General features: G+C 66.9%; 16 protein-coding genes and 1 riboswitch. Of the genes, 7 read left to right on the top strand and 9 right to left on the bottom strand.

The features are described 5' to 3' along the window. Positions 1 to 98: 98 nt before the first annotated feature. On the bottom strand, positions 99 to 1,067 hold the full coding sequence (gene mdh / locus J2852_RS13570) for a malate dehydrogenase (protein WP_209876244.1): 969 nt from the start codon (positions 1,065 to 1,067) through the stop codon (positions 99 to 101). 249 nt (positions 1,068 to 1,316) lie between these two features. Between mdh and J2852_RS13565 the strand changes: the two genes are divergently transcribed. After that, positions 1,317 to 1,811, top strand: a complete 495-nt coding sequence (locus J2852_RS13565; RefSeq protein WP_209876241.1) for a hypothetical protein — start codon at positions 1,317 to 1,319, stop codon at positions 1,809 to 1,811. Between the two features lie 6 nt (positions 1,812 to 1,817). On the opposite strand, the gene J2852_RS13560 is transcribed toward J2852_RS13565, so the two are convergent. Beyond that, complete coding sequence (locus J2852_RS13560; protein WP_246499594.1) at positions 1,818 to 3,080, bottom strand: DUF2336 domain-containing protein; 1,263 nt, start codon at positions 3,078 to 3,080, stop codon at positions 1,818 to 1,820. A gap of 391 nt (positions 3,081 to 3,471) precedes the next feature. Here J2852_RS13560 and J2852_RS13555 point away from each other — a divergent pair, with 391 nt between their 5' ends. Further along, entirely contained in the window at positions 3,472 to 4,077 is a 606-nt protein-coding gene (locus tag J2852_RS13555) for a sugar O-acetyltransferase (protein WP_209876239.1), read from the top strand. Positions 4,078 to 4,172: 95 nt separating this feature from the next. Here J2852_RS13555 and J2852_RS13550 read toward each other — a convergent pair whose 3' ends face one another. Both J2852_RS13550 and J2852_RS13545 read right to left on the bottom strand, forming a co-directional pair. After that, positions 4,173 to 5,741 (bottom strand): lysine--tRNA ligase, encoded by a 1,569-nt coding sequence (locus J2852_RS13550; protein WP_209876237.1) that lies wholly within the window; start codon positions 5,739 to 5,741, stop codon positions 4,173 to 4,175. A gap of 71 nt (positions 5,742 to 5,812) precedes the next feature. Continuing rightward, complete coding sequence (locus tag J2852_RS13545; protein WP_343206735.1) at positions 5,813 to 6,949, bottom strand: HD-GYP domain-containing protein; 1,137 nt, start codon at positions 6,947 to 6,949, stop codon at positions 5,813 to 5,815. Between the two features lie 207 nt (positions 6,950 to 7,156). Here J2852_RS13545 and J2852_RS13540 point away from each other — a divergent pair, with 207 nt between their 5' ends. Beyond that, the gene (locus tag J2852_RS13540; protein WP_209876235.1) at positions 7,157 to 7,480 is read left to right on the top strand and encodes a DMT family transporter; all 324 of its coding nucleotides are present in this window, start codon (positions 7,157 to 7,159) and stop codon (positions 7,478 to 7,480) included. Here the strand turns inward: J2852_RS13540 and mtgA are convergent. Continuing rightward, a complete protein-coding gene (gene mtgA, locus J2852_RS13535) occupies positions 7,477 to 8,163 on the bottom strand; it encodes a monofunctional biosynthetic peptidoglycan transglycosylase (protein ID WP_209876234.1) in 687 nt (228 codons plus the stop codon). The two genes, J2852_RS13540 and mtgA, sit on opposite strands and share 4 nt — an antisense overlap. Before the next feature lie 130 nt (positions 8,164 to 8,293). On the opposite strand from mtgA, the gene J2852_RS13530 reads away from it, so the two are divergent. Continuing rightward, the gene (locus J2852_RS13530) at positions 8,294 to 11,059 is read left to right on the top strand and encodes an ATP-dependent DNA helicase (RefSeq protein ID WP_209876233.1); all 2,766 of its coding nucleotides are present in this window, start codon (positions 8,294 to 8,296) and stop codon (positions 11,057 to 11,059) included. A 20-nt stretch (positions 11,060 to 11,079) separates the two neighbouring features. Here J2852_RS13530 and J2852_RS13525 read toward each other — a convergent pair whose 3' ends face one another. Both J2852_RS13525 and J2852_RS13520 read right to left on the bottom strand, forming a co-directional pair. After that, complete coding sequence (locus J2852_RS13525; protein ID WP_209876231.1) at positions 11,080 to 12,009, bottom strand: homoserine O-succinyltransferase; 930 nt, start codon at positions 12,007 to 12,009, stop codon at positions 11,080 to 11,082. A 50-nt stretch (positions 12,010 to 12,059) separates the two neighbouring features. After that, a riboswitch (SAM-I-IV-variant riboswitch) is annotated at positions 12,060 to 12,163 on the bottom strand. Between the two features lie 82 nt (positions 12,164 to 12,245). After that, on the bottom strand, positions 12,246 to 13,193 hold the full coding sequence (locus J2852_RS13520) for an AEC family transporter (RefSeq protein ID WP_209876229.1): 948 nt from the start codon (positions 13,191 to 13,193) through the stop codon (positions 12,246 to 12,248). Positions 13,194 to 13,320: 127 nt separating this feature from the next. Here J2852_RS13520 and J2852_RS13515 point away from each other — a divergent pair, with 127 nt between their 5' ends. Together J2852_RS13515 and J2852_RS13510 are read left to right on the top strand one after the other, a co-directional pair. Then, positions 13,321 to 13,725 (top strand): tellurite resistance TerB family protein, encoded by a 405-nt coding sequence (locus J2852_RS13515; protein WP_209876227.1) that lies wholly within the window; start codon positions 13,321 to 13,323, stop codon positions 13,723 to 13,725. Positions 13,726 to 13,735: 10 nt separating this feature from the next. Continuing rightward, entirely contained in the window at positions 13,736 to 14,608 is an 873-nt protein-coding gene (locus J2852_RS13510; RefSeq protein ID WP_246499592.1) for an NAD(P)-dependent oxidoreductase, read from the top strand. 59 nt (positions 14,609 to 14,667) lie between these two features. Here the strand turns inward: J2852_RS13510 and J2852_RS13505 are convergent, their stop codons facing one another. After that, a complete protein-coding gene (locus J2852_RS13505) occupies positions 14,668 to 15,684 on the bottom strand; it encodes an aspartate-semialdehyde dehydrogenase (protein ID WP_209876225.1) in 1,017 nt (338 codons plus the stop codon). 133 nt (positions 15,685 to 15,817) lie between these two features. Here J2852_RS13505 and J2852_RS13500 point away from each other — a divergent pair, with 133 nt between their 5' ends. Further along, a complete protein-coding gene (locus tag J2852_RS13500; protein ID WP_209876217.1) occupies positions 15,818 to 16,081 on the top strand; it encodes a hypothetical protein in 264 nt (87 codons plus the stop codon). Positions 16,082 to 16,110: 29 nt separating this feature from the next. Here the strand turns inward: J2852_RS13500 and J2852_RS13495 are convergent, their stop codons facing one another. Continuing rightward, a complete protein-coding gene (locus tag J2852_RS13495; RefSeq protein ID WP_209876215.1) occupies positions 16,111 to 17,382 on the bottom strand; it encodes a hypothetical protein in 1,272 nt (423 codons plus the stop codon). Positions 17,383 to 17,709: the final 327 nt, after the last annotated feature.

The following is a 17,709-nucleotide window of genomic DNA, read 5'->3' as shown; positions in this document are numbered from 1 at the left end:
TGGCGGCCGCGGCTACTGTACCACCTGGGGCGGGCGGTTCAACCGTCCGCCCCAGGCAATAAAGCCGCAGGCCGCGCGCAGGAAAGACCGGTCGCCTCTTAGGAGGCGGCCTTGTCGGCCTGCTGCTTCTTGACCACCTCGACGAGCTGCTTCACAGCGTCGACCGAGTGATCGAACATCTTCTTCTCTTCGGCGGAGAGATCGATCTCGATGATCTTCTCGACGCCACCGGCGCCGATGATCGTCGGGACGCCGACGTACAGGTCGTTTTGGCCGTACTGGCCGGTCAGGTAGGCGGCGACCGGAACGACGCGCTTCTGGTCCTTCAGGTAGGACTCGGCCATCTGGATGGCGGAAGCGGCCGGGGCGTAGAAGGCCGAGCCGGTCTTCAGCAGCTTGACGATCTCAGCACCACCGTCACGGGTGCGCTGAACGATGGCGTCGAGCTTCTCCTGCGTGGTCCAGCCCATCTTGACCAGATCCGGCAGCGGAATGCCGGCGACGGTCGAGTAGCGGACGAGCGGGACCATGGTGTCGCCGTGGCCGCCCAGCACGAAGGCGGTGACGTCCTCGACGGAGACCTTGAACTCTTCGGCCAGGAAGTAGCGGAAGCGGGCCGAGTCGAGCACGCCGGCCATGCCGACCACGCGCTCCGGGGGCAGGCCGGACGCCTGCTGCAGCACCCACACCATCACGTCCAGCGGGTTGGTGATGACGATGACGAAGGCGTTCGGGGCGTACTTCTTGATGTTCTCGCCGACGGTCTGGCAGACGCCGGTGTTGATGCCGATCAGGTCATCGCGGCTCATGCCCGGCTTGCGCGGCACGCCGGCGGTGACGATCACGACGTCGGCACCTTCGATCACCGAGTAGTCGTTGCCGCCGCTGAGCTTGGCGTTGAAGCCTTCGACCGGCGAGGTCTCTGCCAGATCCAGGGCCTTACCTTCCGGCATGCCTTCCGCGATGTCGAACAGGACGACGTCGCCGAGTTCCTTCTGGGCAGCGAGCAGAGCCAGCGTGCCGCCAATCTGGCCGGCGCCGACGAGCGCAATCTTCTTGCGAGCCATGGAGCGTTTCCCTAAGCGTGAGCGTCCCCCATTCAGCGGAGGACAGAACCGATTGAGTCTAGCGTCCTAGGGATCCAGCGCCCTGAGATTTCAGGGCGGTTCCTAGCGCGATTCCAGGCCGAGGGCAAGCGTGACCGCAACCACGGCCCGGAACTCTGCATCGATTACGGCGAAAGGGCGGAACCGCAAACAAGAATCGTGCGTTCCCCGTCCGGCGTTTTTGCGATGTGGAATGGGGAGAAGGCGCGCATGGTCCGCTTTGCACGGGCGTTTTGCCCAGCATTTTGCCTGTCCGCGACGCTGGTCTTCGGCGGCGGCGGGACCGCTCTGGGACAAACCGTCGCAGACTATCAGGCGGCCCTGGCGGCTGCCCCGATCACCCAGAACCAGCCGCTGGTGAGCGAGGCCTATTGCCGGCCGGTACTGAACTACGTCTTCACCTCGGTGCCGTCCGGCGAGCGGTACGGGCTGGTCCTGCCTCTGGTGGCGCTGGGCGGCGCCGGCGACCCGGCGGTGGAGCAGAAGCGGGCGATCTGCGAACAGGTGCGCCGGCAGGCGGTGATCCAGTTCGACGCGGGAACCGGCGAGGAGATCGTGACCCCGCCGCAGGCGACCGATGGGTCGGGGTCGTCGGGTCCGTACTATCCGGACCTGCCGCAGATGGGCAGCGACCGTCCGCCCGTGCCGGGCTCGCCGGCGCAGAGGCAGCGGCAGCGGAGCGTGGAGCCGGTCGAGGTGCGGTAGCGTGCCTTACGCTCTCACCCCATAGCGGGCCAGATGGCGCGCCATGTCGGAGGGGGTGAGGGGGAAGGCCGTGCCCTCGCGGGCGTTCAGCATGGCGCGCGGCGGGATGCCGGCGGCGCGCGCCTGCACCTGCATGGCGCAGCGCATTGAGAAGCCGGCGCGCCAGACCAGGGCCGTCACGGCGCGGGCATCGAGGGAGGCCAGGATCTCGTCCACCAGGACGGGCCGAACGGCGGAGCGGAGCGCCAGGGCGGCGCGGACGAAGCCCACCTCGTTCCAGGACAGGGCGTCGCCGATGGCGGTCTCGTCCAGCGTGCCCTGGCGGTGCAGGCGCACGGCGCGGCGCTCCGGCGTTTCGCCGGGGGCGCAGGCTTCGATCCAATCGACGCGGCGGCGGGTGGCGGCGGCGATCTCCGCGACGGTGGCGTCGTCGAAATCGGGGCGGGTGCGCAGAACCTCGACCACCGAACTGTCCACGAAGTCGGCGAGGCGGACCGCCAGACGGCGGGGCAGGGCCGGGCGGTGGGCGAGCTTGGCCTGCCAGTCGCGGTTTTCGGCCGCGTCTTCGACCAGCTTTTCCAGCGTGTCCTCGGGGATCACCGCGCCGTTGTTGTCGAGCAGGACGCCGCTCGCCTGGGTGTCGCCAGCATCGACGATGGCGGAGGACACCGGCGCGCTGACCTGATGGCGCCGGGCGATGGCCGACAGCGCCCAACTGGTGGGCTGGTTGGCGATGATCGCCAGCAGGTCGGCGTCGGTCAGCGTCGCGCAGTAATGCAGAACCGGTTCGGCGACGGAACGCTCCACGTCCCGGGCGAGTTTCTTCACCACGGCGGGCGGGGCGCAGGCGATGTCCTTGACGGCGGTGGCCAGCGCCTCGCGCACATGGGTGACGTGGTCGCGGGCCAACTCCTCCAGCGCGCGCAGGGCGACGGTGGTCACCTTGTCGCGTCCGTCCGGGGGAAGGTCGGGGAGCAGGCGGCACAGCTTGCGCGCCAGCATCGCCCGCACGCCCGCGTCGCCCATGCCGGCCAGCCGCGATTCCACGAGCGCGTCGCCGACACGGCGGCCGATGTCGGCGGGGGGCTCTTCGAAGAGATAGCCAAGCAGTTCGGGGGCGACACCGTCGTCCGGGCCGTGGAGGGTGGAGGAATTGGGCAGCAGCCGTTGTGGATGAGTCGGCGCGCGACCGGTGTCGCGGGGGGGCGACTCGGCGGAGGCTCCGGCCATCGGTTGGGGGCGCGGCACTTGTGCCTTGCGTGGCTGCATGCGGTCATTCAACGCGCGCGCGGTTAACGGGCGGCTAATTCGGGTGCCCAACTCGGGCGCGTTGTCACGGGAGCCGCTGACCGGCGGGGGCGATCCGGGCAAGAAAAAAGGCCGCTGCCCACACGGGGCGCGGCCTTGAGAGTTTAGGGAGGAAACGCACTGCAAAAGCAGTAACGAGAACAGACATTACGCCTCGGATTACGACCTTGGTATTACCAAAACCGAATTGGTGCGGTGCGATATGCGCATGGCAATAGGAGACTTTGGGGGTTGAATGCCTAGGTGATGGGCAGGAATTCGGGGGTATGCACGGTTCCGGGCACAGAAGATAAATGATGGATTGGCTGATGATCTGTTGCGGAAGCCGTAACGGCGAGGCGGAGACTGGGCGATGACCGGACGAAGTGAGAAGGACAAGATGCTGGCGGGCGAGTTGTACCGCGCCACCGGACCGGAGATCGTCGCGGATCAAAGGCGGGCCGGCCGGCTGCTTCACGAATACAACGCGACGACCGTGGACGAGGCGGAGCGGCGGAGTGCCATTCTGCGGGAACTGCTGGGTGCGGTCGGCGACGACACGGTGATCCGGCCGCCGTTCCACTGCGACTACGGCTACAACATCCGCCTGGGGCGCGGGGTGTTCCTGAACTTCGGCTGCGTGTTTCTGGACGTGGTGGGGATCGAGGTCGGCGACCTCTGCCAGATCGGGCCGGGCGTGCAGGTCTATGCGGTCGACCATCCGCGCGACCCGGCCTTGCGGCGCGATGGCTACGAGTTCGGCCGGCCGGTGCGGATCGGGCGGAACGTGTGGATCGGCGGCGGCGCGATCATCCTGCCGGGGGTGACGGTGGGGGATGACGCCGTGATCGGCGCAGGCAGCGTGGTGACGCGCGACGTGCCGGATGGCGCGACGGTGGTGGGGAATCCGGCGCGGGTGGTGAATTCCCCTCTCCCGCCCCCGGCGGGAGAGGGAGGGGCCCGCGAAGCGGGAGGGTGAGGGCTGGGTTTATCGGACAGACCTAACCCTCACCCTCCCAAGGCTTTGCCTTGGGTCCCTCCCTCTCCCAGCGGGGCTGGGAGAGGGGATTTTCGTTACGCCGCCAGCTTTTCGCGGATCAGGGCCTTGGTCTCGTTGAGGCCGTAGAGCTGGATGAAGGAGCCCATGCGGGGGCCGGTGGTCTGGCCCAGCAGCACTTCATACAGGGCCTGGAACCACGCGCGCAGCTCGGTGAAGCCGTGCTCCTTGCCGACCGCGAAGACCTCGTTCTGGATGACGTCGGCCGCAGCGTCGGCGGGAACGGTGTCCAGACGCTTCAGCAGATCCTCCAGCGCGGCGCGCTCGGCGTCGGTGGGGGCGCGGTACTGCTTGGTCGGCTTCACCTGATCCTGGTAGTAGCGGACGGCGTAGCCGACCAGTTTGTCCAGGAACGGGCTGTTGGCCGGCGTCGCCTCGGGCGCGTAGCGGCTGATGAAGCCCCACATCACGTCCTTGGTCTCGGCGTTGGCGGCACCCGCGAGGTTCAGCAGCAGGTTGAAGGACACGTCGGAGCGGACCTCCGGCGCCTTGCCGTTGTGGATGTGCCAGGCCGGGTTCTCCAACTGCTTGGACGGCTCCTCCACGGGGAGCTTGGCGACGAAGGCCAGATACTCGTCCACCGCGCGCGGGATCACGTCGAAGTACAGGCGCTTGGCCGACTTCGGCTTCTGGAACATGTAGAGCGCGAGGCTCTCCGGCGGGGCGTAGGCCAGCCATTCCTCCATGGTCAGGCCGTTGCCCTTGGACTTGGAGATCTTCTGACCCTTGTCGTCCAGGAACAGTTCGTAGTTGAAGCCCTCCGGCGGGGGGCCGCCGAGGATCTTGACGATCTTGCCGGCCAGCTCAGCGGACGGGATCAGGTCCTTGCCGTACATCTCGTAATCGACGCCCAGCGCGTACCAGCGCATGCCCCAATCCGGCTTCCACTGCAGCTTGACGTGGCCGCCGGTGACGGGGACCTCGACCTTCTTGCCGTCCTCATCCTGGAAGACGATGGTGCCGGCGTCCACGTTGCGCTCCAGCACGGGGACCTGGAGGACGCGGCCGGAGGTCGGGGAGACGGGCAGGAACGGGCTGTAGGTTGCCTGCCGCTCCTCGCCAAGGGTCGGCAGCATGACCGCCATGATCTCGTCGTAGTTGCGCAGGACGCCGAGCAGCGCCTCGTCGAAGCGGCCGGACTTGTACCAGTCGGTGGAGGACTGGAACTCGTACTCGAAGCCGAAGCTGTCGAGGAAGGCGCGCAGGCGCGCGTTGTTGTGCGCGCCGAAGCTCTCGTGCGTGCCGAACGGGTCGGGGACCTGGGTCAGCGGCTTGCCGAGGTTGGCGGCGACCAGTTCCTTGTTCGGGACGTTGTCCGGCACCTTGCGCAGGCCGTCCATGTCGTCGGAGAAGCAGAAGAGCTTGGTCGGGATGTCGCTCATCCGCTGGAAGGCTTGGCGCACCATGGTGGTGCGCGCCACCTCGCCGAAGGTGCCGATGTGCGGCAGGCCCGACGGGCCGTAGCCGGTCTCGAACAGGACGTAGCCTTTGGCCGGCGGCGCTTTTGCGAAGCGCGCGACCAGTTTGCGCGCCTCCTCGAACGGCCACGCCTTCGCCTGCAACGCCAAATCCCGCTCGCCGGTCATGGTTGGAGCCCCTTCAACAAACACACGTGTCGGAAAGGCCGGACCCTAGGGCGGGCGGGGAAAAAACGCAACTAGTCGAGCGATTCGTCGCGGAAACGGCGCTGAATCTCCTCCACCGCCTCCATCTGGGCGGCAAGCGCCTCGACACAGGCGGGGTCGAACTTGGACCCGGCCTTCTCGCGCAGGAAGGCCAGGGCGTCGGCGTTGCTCCAGGCGGTCTTGTAGGGGCGCACGCTGGTCAGCGCGTCGAACACGTCGGCGACCGTGGTGATGCGGCCCTCGATGGACACCGCGTCGCCCGAGAGGGCGCGCGGGTAGCCGGAACCGTCCACCGTCTCGTGATGGTGGGCGATGATGTTGGCGAGGAGCTGGCCGTAAGGGAGCCCTTGCAGGCCGTGGTCGCGGCGCATGCCGTCCACGATCTCCAGCCCCTTCTGGACGTGGGTCTGCATGACCGCGAATTCCTCCGGCGTCAGGCGGCCGGGCTTCAGCAGGATGTGGTCGGGCACCGCCACCTTGCCGATGTCGTGCAGCGGCGCGTACTGGAACAGATACTCCAGGAAGGCGTCGGACAGGCCGTGCGGCACGGCAAGGCGCCGGGCGATCAGCTGGGCGAAATGGGCCATGCGCTCCAGATGGCCGCCGGTCTCCTCGTCGCGGTGGCGGCTCATGGTGCGGGCGGTGTGGACGGCGCCGAGCATGGCGTGCATCAGCGCCAGTTCCCCCGCCACCATCAACGTGATGACGCGCCGGTGGGGGACAAGGCGGGCCAGAACGTCCGGCGTGAAATAGCCGGGCTGCGTCGAATTGAAGAAGAGGAACCCGTACAGCACGCCCTGCCGCCGGATGGCGGTGACATAGCGCGAGCGCATGCCGAGGTCCGCGAGGCGGCGGGTCTGCTCGCCGCCGGTCGCCGCGGCGCGCAGATCGCCGACGATCAGCGGCCGCCCGGTGCGGGCCACCGAGGACAGGCCCGGCAGATCGTGGAGGTGGGCGGTGTAGCGACCAATGGCGTTCGGGCCGTCGCTGGCGTGCAGGAACGTCTTCACCGTGTCGTTCTTCGGGTCGTACACGGCGGCGGCGATGCGGGTGATGCCGGCCAGCAGCGGGTCGGCACGCATCTCCCGATACAGCGCGTTCAACTTTTCGGCGAGGTCGCCGTCGCCGAGGACCAGATCGTCGTCGCTGAAGGATGCGCCGTCTTGCACGCCGTTTGGCTCCGGCCGGAAGGGAAGGGGGGCTAGCGCCATGGCGGGATTTCTGGTCCGGAGGTTTGGAGATGCGCTTCTCATTCATACATCGGGACTACTTCCTTGTGCATAGCGCATTCTGACGCGGGGCGGGTGGTGCAAGCCGGCGCTTGCCCGTTTGGGGATGAGCGCGCACATCTGAAGGGCATTTTCCCGAGGACCGGAATGAGCTGGCTCTACCTGACCATCGCCATCGTCTTTGAAATCGTCGGCACCACCGCCATGAAGATGTCCGACGGCATGACCCGGCTGTGGCCGGGCGTGACGGTGGTGGTCTGCTATCTGGCAGCCTTCGTGCTGCTGGCGCAGGCGCTGAAGGACATCGAGGTCGGGGTCGCCTACGCGATCTGGTCGGCGGTCGGCACGGCGGCCATCGCGGCCATCGGCATCTGGGTGTTCGGGGAGTCGGCCAGCCTGCTGAAGCTGGCGGGGATCCTGCTGATCGTCGCGGGCGTGGTGAGTCTGCGGATGGCCGGGGGTAGCGCCTAACGCACGCACCCCGCCAGCCCTTCCCGCTCCACCACCGCCATGCGGCGTTCGATGACGCTCGCGCGGCGAGCGACGTAGGCGCTGGGGGTGGACGGCGACCAGCGGCGGGGGCTGGGAAGGACGACGGCGAGAAGGGCGGCTTCGCGGCGGGTGAGGGACGAGGCCGGCTTGTTGAAATGGTGGCGTGATGCTGCCTCCGCGCCGTAGACGCCGTCGGCCCACTCCACGATGTTCAGGTAGACCTCCAGGATGCGGCGCTTGGGCCAGAGAGTTTCGATCAGCAGGGTGAAGTAGGCCTCCACGCCCTTGCGGACCCAGGTACGGTCGGGCCAGAGAAAGGCGTTCTTGGCGGTCTGCTGGCTGATCGTGCTGCCGCCCTTCAGGCGTCCGCCCTCCTCGTTGTCCTCCAGCGCCTCGCCGATGGCGGCCCAGTCGAAGCCGCCGTGGCCGCAGAACTGCGAGTCCTCCGCCGCGATCACCGCGCGGGCGAGGTGGGGGGAGATGGTCGACAGCGGCACCCAGTCCTTCTCCAGGCCGCTGCCCCCGGCGGCGCGGATCAGCATGAGGGGCGTGGCGGGGACCGGCGCAACGCGGTAGAGCGCCGCCCAGCCGACGCTGAAGGCGGCCAAGGCAAACGCGATCGCGACCGCCAAGCGCAGCAGACGCCGTACCGAAAACCGCATGCCGTTCGTCTCCCTCCATGTGGGGTTGGGGCGGGGTTGGGGCCGGGGCGCCACTTTCGGGTGGGACAAGCGGATCGGTCAACACGGCTGTGCTCGCTTTGCGCGGGCGGGGGCCTTTATACTGCGCCGCATGGATATGACTGCGGTCCCAGCCAACAGCTTCCGCCTCGACGACGCGCCGACCCTCGTGGCCGGCGCGCGTCATGTCGTGGCGCTCAGTCCCGACGGCGAGGTGGAGGAACTGTCCCGCGACGCGGCCGTCCGTCTGGTGCGCCGGCAGCCGCCGCTGGTCTGCCATGCGCGGGCCATGGCGCGGCGGCTGGGGATCGAGCCGTTCGCGGCCTTCGACGTGCTGGAGCTGTTCGCCTTCGTGAAGCCGGCGAGCTTCTGCGTGCCGACCCCGCGCGGGCTGGCCGAGGCGCTGGACGTGCCGACCCCCGATGGGCTGGAGGCGGACGCCGTCGCCCTCCAGCGGGCGGTGCGGCGGTTGCTGGGGCTGCTGGGCACGCCAGGGCGGGAGGAGGCGTCCGATCCCGTGGCTTTCGCCTGGGAGATGGGGCGCGCGGGCTGGCCCTGGGCGCCGGCCGTGCTGGCGGCGTTGGGCAAGCCGGAGGGGCCGGACAAGGGGGCGGCGCGGGCGGGGCTGCGCGTGTGGATGCGCATCAAGGAATGGCAGGACGGCCCACCGGAACCGCCGCCCGCGCATCACCCTGTGGAGCCGGATGAGGCACGGCGGCGGCTGGCCGAGATGCTGTCGGCGACGGTGCCCGGCAAGCAGGCCGAACCGCGCCCGCAGCAGGCCGACTATTCCAGCGCGGTGTCGGCGGCCTTCGCACCCCGGCCCGCACCGGACACGCCCAATGTGGTGCTGGCGGAGGCGGGAACGGGCGTCGGCAAGACGCTGGGCTACCTGGCGCCGGCCACGGTCTGGGCGGAGAAGAACGGCGGGCCGGTGTGGATCTCCACCTACACCCGCAACCTCCAGCACCAGATCGACGCGGAGCTTGATCGCCTCTACCCCGACCCGGCGACCAAGGCGCGCAAGGTCGTGCTGCGCAAGGGGCGCGAGAACTATCTGTGCTTGCTGAACTTGGAAGAGGCCGTGCGCGGCATGCCGATGCAGCCGCACAACGCCGTGGGTGTAGGCCTGATGGCGCGCTGGGCGGCGGCGACGCGCGACGGCGACATGACCGGCGGCGACTTTCCGGGATGGCTGGTGGACATCGCCGGGCGGGCGCGGACGCTGGGCCTCGCCGACCGGCGGGGTGAGTGCATCTATTCGGCCTGTGACCACTACGCCCGCTGCTACATCGAGAAGAGCATCCGCCGCGCCCGCAAGGCCGACGTGGTCATCGCCAACCACGCGCTGGTCATGGTCCAGGCGGCGCTGGGCGGCGGGGAAGAGCCGACCTTGCCGACGCGGTACGTGTTCGACGAGGGGCATCATGTGTTCGATGCGGCGGACAGCGCGTTCGCGGGGCATCTGACGGGGCGGGAGACGCAGGAGCTGCGGCGCTGGCTGCTGGGCGCGGAGGAGACCGGGCGCAGCCGGGCGCGCGGGCTGAAGCGGCGGCTGGAGGATCTGGTCGCCAACGACGACAAGGCGCTGGAACTTCTCGATGCCGTGCTGCTGGGCGCGCGGGTGCTGCCGGCGGACGGCTGGGCGGCGCGACTGGCCGGCGACAACCCGCAGGGGCCGACCGAGCGCTTTCTGCTGACCGCGCGGCATCAGGTCTACGCGCGGACGGCGGGGCAGGGCGGGCCCTACAGCCTGGAGGCCGACAAGGCCTATCCGGTGGACGGGCTGCTGGAGGCGGCGCAGGCTTTGGAAGAGGCGCTGGTCCGGCTGTCGGAACCGCTGGAGGGGCTGTCGCGGCGGCTGGCGAGCCGGCTGGAGGACGAGGCGGCGGAGCTGGACAGCGACCAACGGCGGCGCATCGACGCCATGGCGCGCAGCCTGCACCGGCGCGGCACGCTGACGGTGGAGGCGTGGCGGTCCATGCTGAAGACCCTGCCCGTGGAGACGCCGCCGCAGTTCGTGGACTGGTTCGCGGTGGAGCGCATCGACGGGCGCGATGTCGATGTGGGCCTGTACCGGCACTGGATCGACCCGACCGTTCCGTTTGCGGAAGCGCTGGCCGGACCGGCGCACGGGATGGTCGTCACCTCGGCGACGCTGACCGACGGCACGGGCGACGTGGAGCAGGACTGGCGCGCGGCGGAGGACCGCTCGGGCGCGTCGCATCTGCCGAAGCCGGCGGTTCGGGCGCAGGTGCCTTCGCCGTTCGACTATCCCAACCGGACGCGGGTGATGGTGGTCACCGACGTGCGCAAGGACGATCTGGGGCAGGTGTCGGCCGCCTATCGCTCGCTGTTTCAGGCGGCGGGCGGCGGGGGACTCGGGCTGTTCACGGCGATCAGCCGGCTGCGCGCCGTCTACGACCGGATCGTGGAGCCGCTGGATGGGGCGGGCGTACCGCTTTACGCGCAGCATGTGGACCCGCTGGACGTGGCGACCCTGATCGACATTTTCCGGGGTGAGGAGCACGCCTGCCTGCTGGGCACCGACGCCGTGCGCGACGGGGTGGACGTGCCGGGGCGGAGCTTGCGGCTGATCGTGTTCGACCGCGTGCCGTGGCCCCGGCCGGACATCCTGCACCGGGCGCGGCGGGACGCCTTCGGGCGGCGGCGCTACGAGGACATGATCGCGCGGCTGCGGCTGAAGCAGGCCTTTGGGCGCTTGGTGCGGCGGGCGGACGACACAGGCGTGTTCGTGCTGCTCGACCCCATGATGCCGAGCCGCCTGTTTGGCGCTTTCCCGGAGGGCGTCGAGGTGCGGCGCGTCGGCATCAAGGAGGCCGTGGAGGAAACGGCGGAGTTTTTGCGGGGCTGGTAGGGGGAGGCGGTCGGCTGCCGTCAGGCCGCGTCCGCTTGCCCGATCCGCGCGATGTCGAACGGCGTCGTCTGGTAGATCTGGTTGATCCAGTTCGCGAACAGCAGATGGGCGTGGCTCCGCCACCGGTTCTCGGGCGGGCGGGTCGGGTCGTCGTCCGGAAAATAGCCGTGGGGAAGCGCCGTGGTCTCGTCCTTAGCGGCGTCCCGCACATACTCGTTCCGCAGCGTGTCCGAATCGTATTCGATGTGGTTGAACATGTGCAGGGAGCGGTGGGCGGGATCCTCCAGCAGGCAGAGGCCGATCTCCGGCGAATCCATCAGCACGCGCAGGCCGCCGTCGGGGGGAAGATCCTCGCGGCGCACCTCGGTCCAGCGCGAGACCGGGATGGAGAAATCGTCCGAGAAGCCCCGCAGATAGGGTGACGCGGGCGCCAGATTGCGGTGCCGGTACACGCCGAAGGCCTTCGCCGGAAGGATGTGCTTCGGCACGCCGTGGAAGTGGTGGACGGCCGCCTGCGCCGCCCAGCAGATGTTCAGGCAGGAATGGACGTGGCTTTGCGTCCAGTCGAAGACCGCGCACAGCTCGTCCCAATAGGAGACCTCCTCGAACGGCATCTTCTCGACCGGCGCGCCGGTGACGATGAAGCCGTCGAACGTCTCCCGGCGGACGTCCTCCCACGCCCGGTAGAAGGCGCCCATGTGGTCCGTGGAGGTGTTGCGCGGCACATGGTTGGTGATCCGGATCAGCGAAAGCTCCACCTGGAGCGGCGTGGCGCCCAGCAGGCGGGCGATCTGCGTTTCGGTCCGGATCTTGTCGGGCATCAGGTTGAGCAGCCCGAACCGCAGGGGGCGGATGTCCTGCCGGACGGCGTCGGTTTCGCGCATGATCACGACGCCTTCGGCCTGAAGTGCCGCGCAGGCGGGGAGATCGTCGGGTATCTTGATGGGCATGTGCCGTTCTGCTCCGCTGTCCAACGCATCGAGCGGAGCAAAGATTATGGCGAGACCCGTTTGGTTGCCGGTTCGGCCACATCCCCCTTCGGGACGCCACCTTGCTCGGGAAGCAGGTTGGCGTTGAGCGTCCGCTCAACTCTTGATGCGCGGCGCAGTCTATACGGCGGGCGGAGCCTTGACAAGAACCGCGGGCGGGGCGGTTTCGCCCGAGCGGCGTGACGGAAAGCGCCGGTTCATTGCGCGGGTGCGTAGATCGCCAGCAGCGCCGACAGCGTCACCACGCTGAGGATGGTGGAGGCCAGGATGGCGGAGGAGGTGCGCTCCACGTAGATCTGGTACTGCGAGGCGACGACGAAGGTGAGCGCGCCGGTCGGCAGGCCGGCCAGGATGATCGCCGAGCCGGCCCAGAACGGGTCCAGCGGGAATAGGGTTTGGATCAGCAGCCACGCCAGGGCCGGCTGCACGACAAGCTTCAGCGCGCTGATCCAGCCGACCTCGATCAGGTTTGCCTTCAGGCTCTGCGTGGCGAGGAACAGGCCGATGGCGAACAGGGCGCAGGGGCCGGCCGAGGCGCCCATCAGCTCGCAATAGGTGGCGATGGGGCGCGGCACGGGGACGCCGGGCAGGAACACCGACCAGCCGATGCCGACCGCCGTGGAGACGATCAGCGGATTTTTCGCCAGCGCCCGGCCCACGTCGCGCAGGGCCTTGCCCAGCCCGTGGCCGTGATTGTTGGCGAATTCCAGCCAGATCACCGCGATGCCGACCATGATCGCGCTCATGATCACGGTGGCGAGGATGGTGGGGGCGAGGTGGTCCGGGCCGAAGGCGGCCAGGAATAGGGGAATGCCCATGTAGCCGGTGTTGGAGAAGCAGGCGTTCAGCCCCTGCATGCACAGGATCTGCGACCGCTCCCGATGGATCAGCCACCCGAGCAGCGCACCCAGCGCGTAGACCAGCAGCATGGATCCCAGGAACGCGCCGATGAAGGGGCCGTTGAAGATCTCCGGCAGGGAGCGGCGCGCGGTGCCCAGGAACAATACCGGCGGCAGGGCCATCCAGTAGACGAACTTGTTCAGCGCCTCCGACGAGGCGGGGCCGAGAATCTTCGCCTTACCGGAAAGGACGCCCGCCAGGATGATGGCGAAGACGGGGAGCGCCACATTGAGGACAACCGACATGGGATGCGACCTTACGGGGTGGCCGTGCCCCCTGTCGAGCGGGGCACCTCCCCGTTTGCGGCATGGCTCCCTTGACGGAGCGATGGCGGCGGGCAAGATTGGCAGTGGCTTTGCCCAAGGAGATTCGATGATCAACCATCACAGCGCGCTCATCTACGTCATGGTGCTTGTGTCGGCCTGCGACGGCGACATGACGGACGCGGAGCTTGAGGCGATTGGCGAGAACGTTCGCTACCTGCCGGTCTTCCAGGATTTCGACATCGAACGGCTGACCGACGTGACACGTGAGTGCACCGGTCTGCTGTCCGACGCGGACGGGCTGGAGACCACCTTGCAGATCATCAAGGAAGCCATCCCGCACAAGCTGGCCGAGACGGGCTACGCGGTCGCCTGCGACATCGCCGCCGCCGATCCCTCCGCCTCGCAGGAGGAACTGCGCATGCTGGAGATGATCCGGCACAAGCTGGGGGTGGACCGGCTGTGCGCCGCCGCCATCGAACGCGGCGCCCGCGCCCGGCACATGCGCCTGTGATCGTGGAACCATGATGGACGATCTCACGGGACGGACGGTCGGCTTCATTGGGCTCGGCCTGATGGGACGGCCGATGGCGCGCAATCTGGCGAAGGCCGGCGCGTCGTTGGTCATCCACAGTCGCAGTCCGGGGCCGATCGAGGAACTGGCGAAGGAAGGCATGAGCCCCGCCGCCAGCCCGGCCGAGGTCGCGGCCCGCGCCGACGCCGTGATCCTGATGCTGTCCGACACGGTGGCGGTGGAAACGGTCGCGGAGTCTCTGCTGGAGTCGCTGCGGCCGGGTCACCTCATCGTCGACATGGGGACGACGGCGGTCGCGGCGACGCGGCGGATCGCGGAAGCCGTGCGCGCCAAGGGTGCCGAGTGGGTGGACGCTCCGGTGTCCGGCGGGACGGTGGCGGCGGAGGCCGGCACCTTGACCATCATGGCGGGCGGCGGCGAGGATGCCTTCGCCCGCGCCCTGCCTCTGTTCGGCGTGCTGGGGCAGCGCATCACCCATGTGGGCGATGTCGGGGCCGGGCAGGTCGCTAAGACTGCCAACCAGGTGATCGTCGCGCTGACCATCGGGGCCGTGGCGGAGGCCTTGGCTCTGGCGAAGGCCGCCGGGGTGGACCCGGCCAAGGTGCGCGAGGCGATCCGCGGCGGCTTCGCGGAGTCGCGGATTTTGGAACTGCACGGACAGCGCATGGTGACCGGCGACTTCACGCCGGGCGGGCGCGTGGCCACCCAGATCAAGGATTTGCGGCAGGCGGAAGAGCTGGCCGAACAGGCGGGCATCCAACTGCCGGCGCTGGGCTTGAGCTTGGAACTGTTCGAGATGCTGGCCGAGCAGGGCGACGGCGGTTTGGACCACGCCGCGCTGTATCGGCTGTTCGTGCGATAGGTGTTGTTGCCCCCCTCCCGTCCATGGCCCAGCCGCGGACGGGAGGGGGGCCGCATTCCTTACTTCAGATAATCCTGGGCCAGCAGTTCCGCGATCTGCACCGCGTTCAGCGCGGCGCCCTTGCGCAGGTTGTCGGACACGCACCAAAAGGACAGGCCGTTGTCCACGGTGTAGTCCTCGCGGATGCGGCTGACGAAGACCGGATCGTCGCCGGCCACCTCGACCGGGGAGACGTAGCCCTCGTTGGCGCGGTGGTCGATCACCGTCACGCCGGGGGCGTTGCGCAGAACCTCGCGCGCCTCGTCGGCGGTGATGGGCTCCTCGCATTCGATGTTGATCGATTCCGCGTGGCCGATGAAGACCGGGACGCGCACGCAGGTGGCGGTCACCTTGATCTTGGGGTCGAGAATCTTCTTCGTCTCGACGTTCATCTTCCACTCTTCCTTCGTGTAGCCGTCGTCCATGAACACGTCGATGTGCGGGATGACGTTGAAGGCGATCTGCTTGGTGAAGGCCTGCTTCTCCACCGGGTCGTTCACGTAGATGGCGCGGGTCTGGTTGAACAGCTCGTCCATGCCGTCCTTGCCGGCGCCGGACACGGATTGATAGGTGGAGACGACCACGCGGCGGATCTTGAAGCGGTCGTGCAGGGGCTTCAGCGCCACCACCATCTGAATGGTCGAGCAGTTCGGGTTGGCGATGATGCCCTTCTTCTCATAGCTGGCGATGGCCTGGGGGTTCACCTCCGGCACGACCAGCGGCACGTCCGGATCCATGCGGAAATGCGAGGTGTTGTCGATCACCACGGCACCGGCCGCCGCCGCGCGCGGGGAATGGATCGCCGACACCTTGGCGCCCGGCGAGGACAGCACGATGTCCACACCCTTGAAATCGAACTTGGCGAGATCCTGGACCTTGAGGATGTCGTCCTCGCCGAAGGAGACCTCCTGGCCGATCGACTTCTCCGACGCCAGCGCGATCACCTCGTCGACGGGGAAGTTCCGGTCGGCGAGCGTGGTCAGGATTTCCCGTCCGACGTTGCCGGTGGCGCCGACGACCGCGACTGTGTAGCCCATGGCGGTGAATCCCTGTCCTGAAATGCTGTGAAGAGGGCTTCAGGTATGCGGTTTCCAATGGAATTGCAACGCCGCCCGCGATGTGACACGGTGCGGCGGCCGTTCCATTGACCGTGACCTTGTGCATTGGGCCATGCCGACCCCCCTGGAAGACATCATCGCCAAGGCGATCAAGGATGCCGACAAGTCCTTCTTCAACGAGGACTACACGAAACAGGCGCGGTCGGTGATGAGCGCCCTGAAGAAAGCCGGCTATGAGGTCGCGCCCATCAAGCCGCCCGAAGGGCTGGTGGAGTGGGCCAAGGAGAACATTCCCTTCGGCCGCCTGCGCCCAGCGGAACTGATCACTCAGATGTACTCGATGATGGTTGAGAACGTTCGTCGATTCGACAAGTAGGCGTTTTTAATCAGAAATTTTCCTCATCGCTACAGAAGCGCTCTGGCGTATTCGATCCATTTGTAAAGCTCGTTGCCGGCCGCACCCGATACCGATCCTTTTCCGAGGATGTCGAGGAGGTGGGTGAAGACCGATGTGTCTTTGTTTTTGATCTCGATAATCGCCTTCTTGATATCTTCTATGTTGTTGTGGTCGACGCCATTTTTGATAGTGTCCTTGATGTCTTCGACAAGCTGGGAAACCGAGGGGGAAAGCTGCTGCGTCGCCGTCCTTTCCAGCAAGAGGACGACCTTGTCGGTCACGTTGACGACACTGGATAAATTGTGCCCCATGCTTCGGTATTGTTCGCTGACGATGTTTTCGAGATTTGCGACGCGATCCTCCAAGGCGCTGCGCTGTCGCTCGGAAATCCTCAGTATTTCTTCCTTCTGCCGGATTTCAAGTTTGGCTATCTCCAGCTTGTGCTTCAATTCCATGATGTGAAGCGGGTTTTCGAAAAAATCCTCCGGCTTGATCTTGTCGGTTACGACCTCAACGTACCCTTCTAGCGTTTTCTCGACGATCTCTTTCGAGCCTTCCGGCGTTTCGATGATCATCCTTATCACCGATTCGGATTGCTCGATCTTGATGCAGGCAATGACCGAGGGCTGCTTCTGCTTCAGCACGTTCGCGAAGTAGGAGAGAATGGAGATGCCGGCCTGCTTGTGCGTCTCGGAAAATTCGAGCTGCCGAATGATGGAGGTTGCCGATGCGGCATCGATTTTCGCTTGGAGGTGGTTTCTGTAACGGGCTTGGGGCATGCCGTATGATGACAAAAAATCAATGGCCTCTTGGAGGTAAAGTTCGGAAAGGTGCAATATAATCAAGCTGGTGGTGTCGTAATCTTCATCAGAGAGCTTCTCCCCCAAATTCCTGAAGAATTCCTGATAGGTTTTTCCTAAAGCGTGTTCTTTGCTCCCGTTGTGGCTTTGATCTTCGATTAGGTTTATGATATTCATGAAGTGTGTCAGGACGACCTTCGAGCAGATCGAGAACACCGAATTCGCCCGATCGATGGTGTGGGGGCGAGCGTTCCTGGCATATTGTCCCTTGATTGCGGACAGGGCGACAACGGCGCGGGCGAGGCTTCCGTCCGATTTGCCGGGGCTGATCGCCGGGCGAACGCCGTCGAGCATTGCGCGGAGGGTTCTGTCGAACTCGCTCGCGAGCCGCTCGGCACTGAGGTGAAAATCGATCACCGGGGCCGATTCCGCTATGGGAATCATGTGCAGCCCATACATCAGGCTGACGGCTTCGGCCATGACGCTGATCGGAGCCCGTTTCGTGAAAAGGGTGCACGGTTCCCCGGACTCCTGGTCGCAGCCTTCGTTCCAATGCTTGTTCATGGTGTGGCGTATCGAGGTTGTTTGATCGGCGCGGCACACCCGAATGGGTTGACTGTTTCTCTTGATTTTCTCCTGATTGGTTGTTGGCCGTCCAGATCAATCGTATGGGGCGGTGTGTCGTGGGGGACTTGCGACGATCGGCGCGGACCACCGGTGGCGGAGGTCTGGCATCGCGCCAACGGAAACAATGGGTGGATTGCATGGTGTGACGTCGGAGGGACGATTGTCGTCGGGTCAGGCGTC

Source organism: Azospirillum soli, assembly GCF_017876165.1.
In the GTDB taxonomy this organism is placed as follows: Bacteria; Pseudomonadota; Alphaproteobacteria; order Azospirillales; family Azospirillaceae; genus Azospirillum; species Azospirillum soli.
This window is presented reverse-complemented; position numbering and strand designations above follow the sequence as displayed.

Excerpts from the sequence above, each read along its gene's own strand:
- mdh (WP_209876244.1), bottom strand. The coding sequence starts at position 1,067 with ATGGCTCGCAAGAAGATTGCGCTCGTCGGCGCCGGCCAGATTGGCGGC.
- J2852_RS13565 (WP_209876241.1), top strand. The coding sequence starts at position 1,317 with ATGGTCCGCTTTGCACGGGCGTTTTGCCCAGCATTTTGCCTGTCCGCG.
- J2852_RS13560 (WP_246499594.1), bottom strand. The coding sequence starts at position 3,080 with ATGCAGCCACGCAAGGCACAAGTGCCGCGCCCCCAACCGATGGCCGGA.
- J2852_RS13555 (WP_209876239.1), top strand. The coding sequence starts at position 3,472 with ATGACCGGACGAAGTGAGAAGGACAAGATGCTGGCGGGCGAGTTGTAC.
- J2852_RS13550 (WP_209876237.1), bottom strand. The coding sequence starts at position 5,741 with ATGACCGGCGAGCGGGATTTGGCGTTGCAGGCGAAGGCGTGGCCGTTC.
- J2852_RS13540 (WP_209876235.1), top strand. The coding sequence starts at position 7,157 with ATGAGCTGGCTCTACCTGACCATCGCCATCGTCTTTGAAATCGTCGGC.
- mtgA (WP_209876234.1), bottom strand. The coding sequence starts at position 8,163 with ATGCGGTTTTCGGTACGGCGTCTGCTGCGCTTGGCGGTCGCGATCGCG.
- J2852_RS13530 (WP_209876233.1), top strand. The coding sequence starts at position 8,294 with ATGGATATGACTGCGGTCCCAGCCAACAGCTTCCGCCTCGACGACGCG.
- J2852_RS13525 (WP_209876231.1), bottom strand. The coding sequence starts at position 12,009 with ATGCCCATCAAGATACCCGACGATCTCCCCGCCTGCGCGGCACTTCAG.
- J2852_RS13520 (WP_209876229.1), bottom strand. The coding sequence starts at position 13,193 with ATGTCGGTTGTCCTCAATGTGGCGCTCCCCGTCTTCGCCATCATCCTG.
- J2852_RS13515 (WP_209876227.1), top strand. The coding sequence starts at position 13,321 with ATGATCAACCATCACAGCGCGCTCATCTACGTCATGGTGCTTGTGTCG.
- J2852_RS13510 (WP_246499592.1), top strand. The coding sequence starts at position 13,736 with ATGATGGACGATCTCACGGGACGGACGGTCGGCTTCATTGGGCTCGGC.
- J2852_RS13505 (WP_209876225.1), bottom strand. The coding sequence starts at position 15,684 with ATGGGCTACACAGTCGCGGTCGTCGGCGCCACCGGCAACGTCGGACGG.
- J2852_RS13500 (WP_209876217.1), top strand. The coding sequence starts at position 15,818 with ATGCCGACCCCCCTGGAAGACATCATCGCCAAGGCGATCAAGGATGCC.
- J2852_RS13495 (WP_209876215.1), bottom strand. The coding sequence starts at position 17,382 with ATGGCCGAAGCCGTCAGCCTGATGTATGGGCTGCACATGATTCCCATA.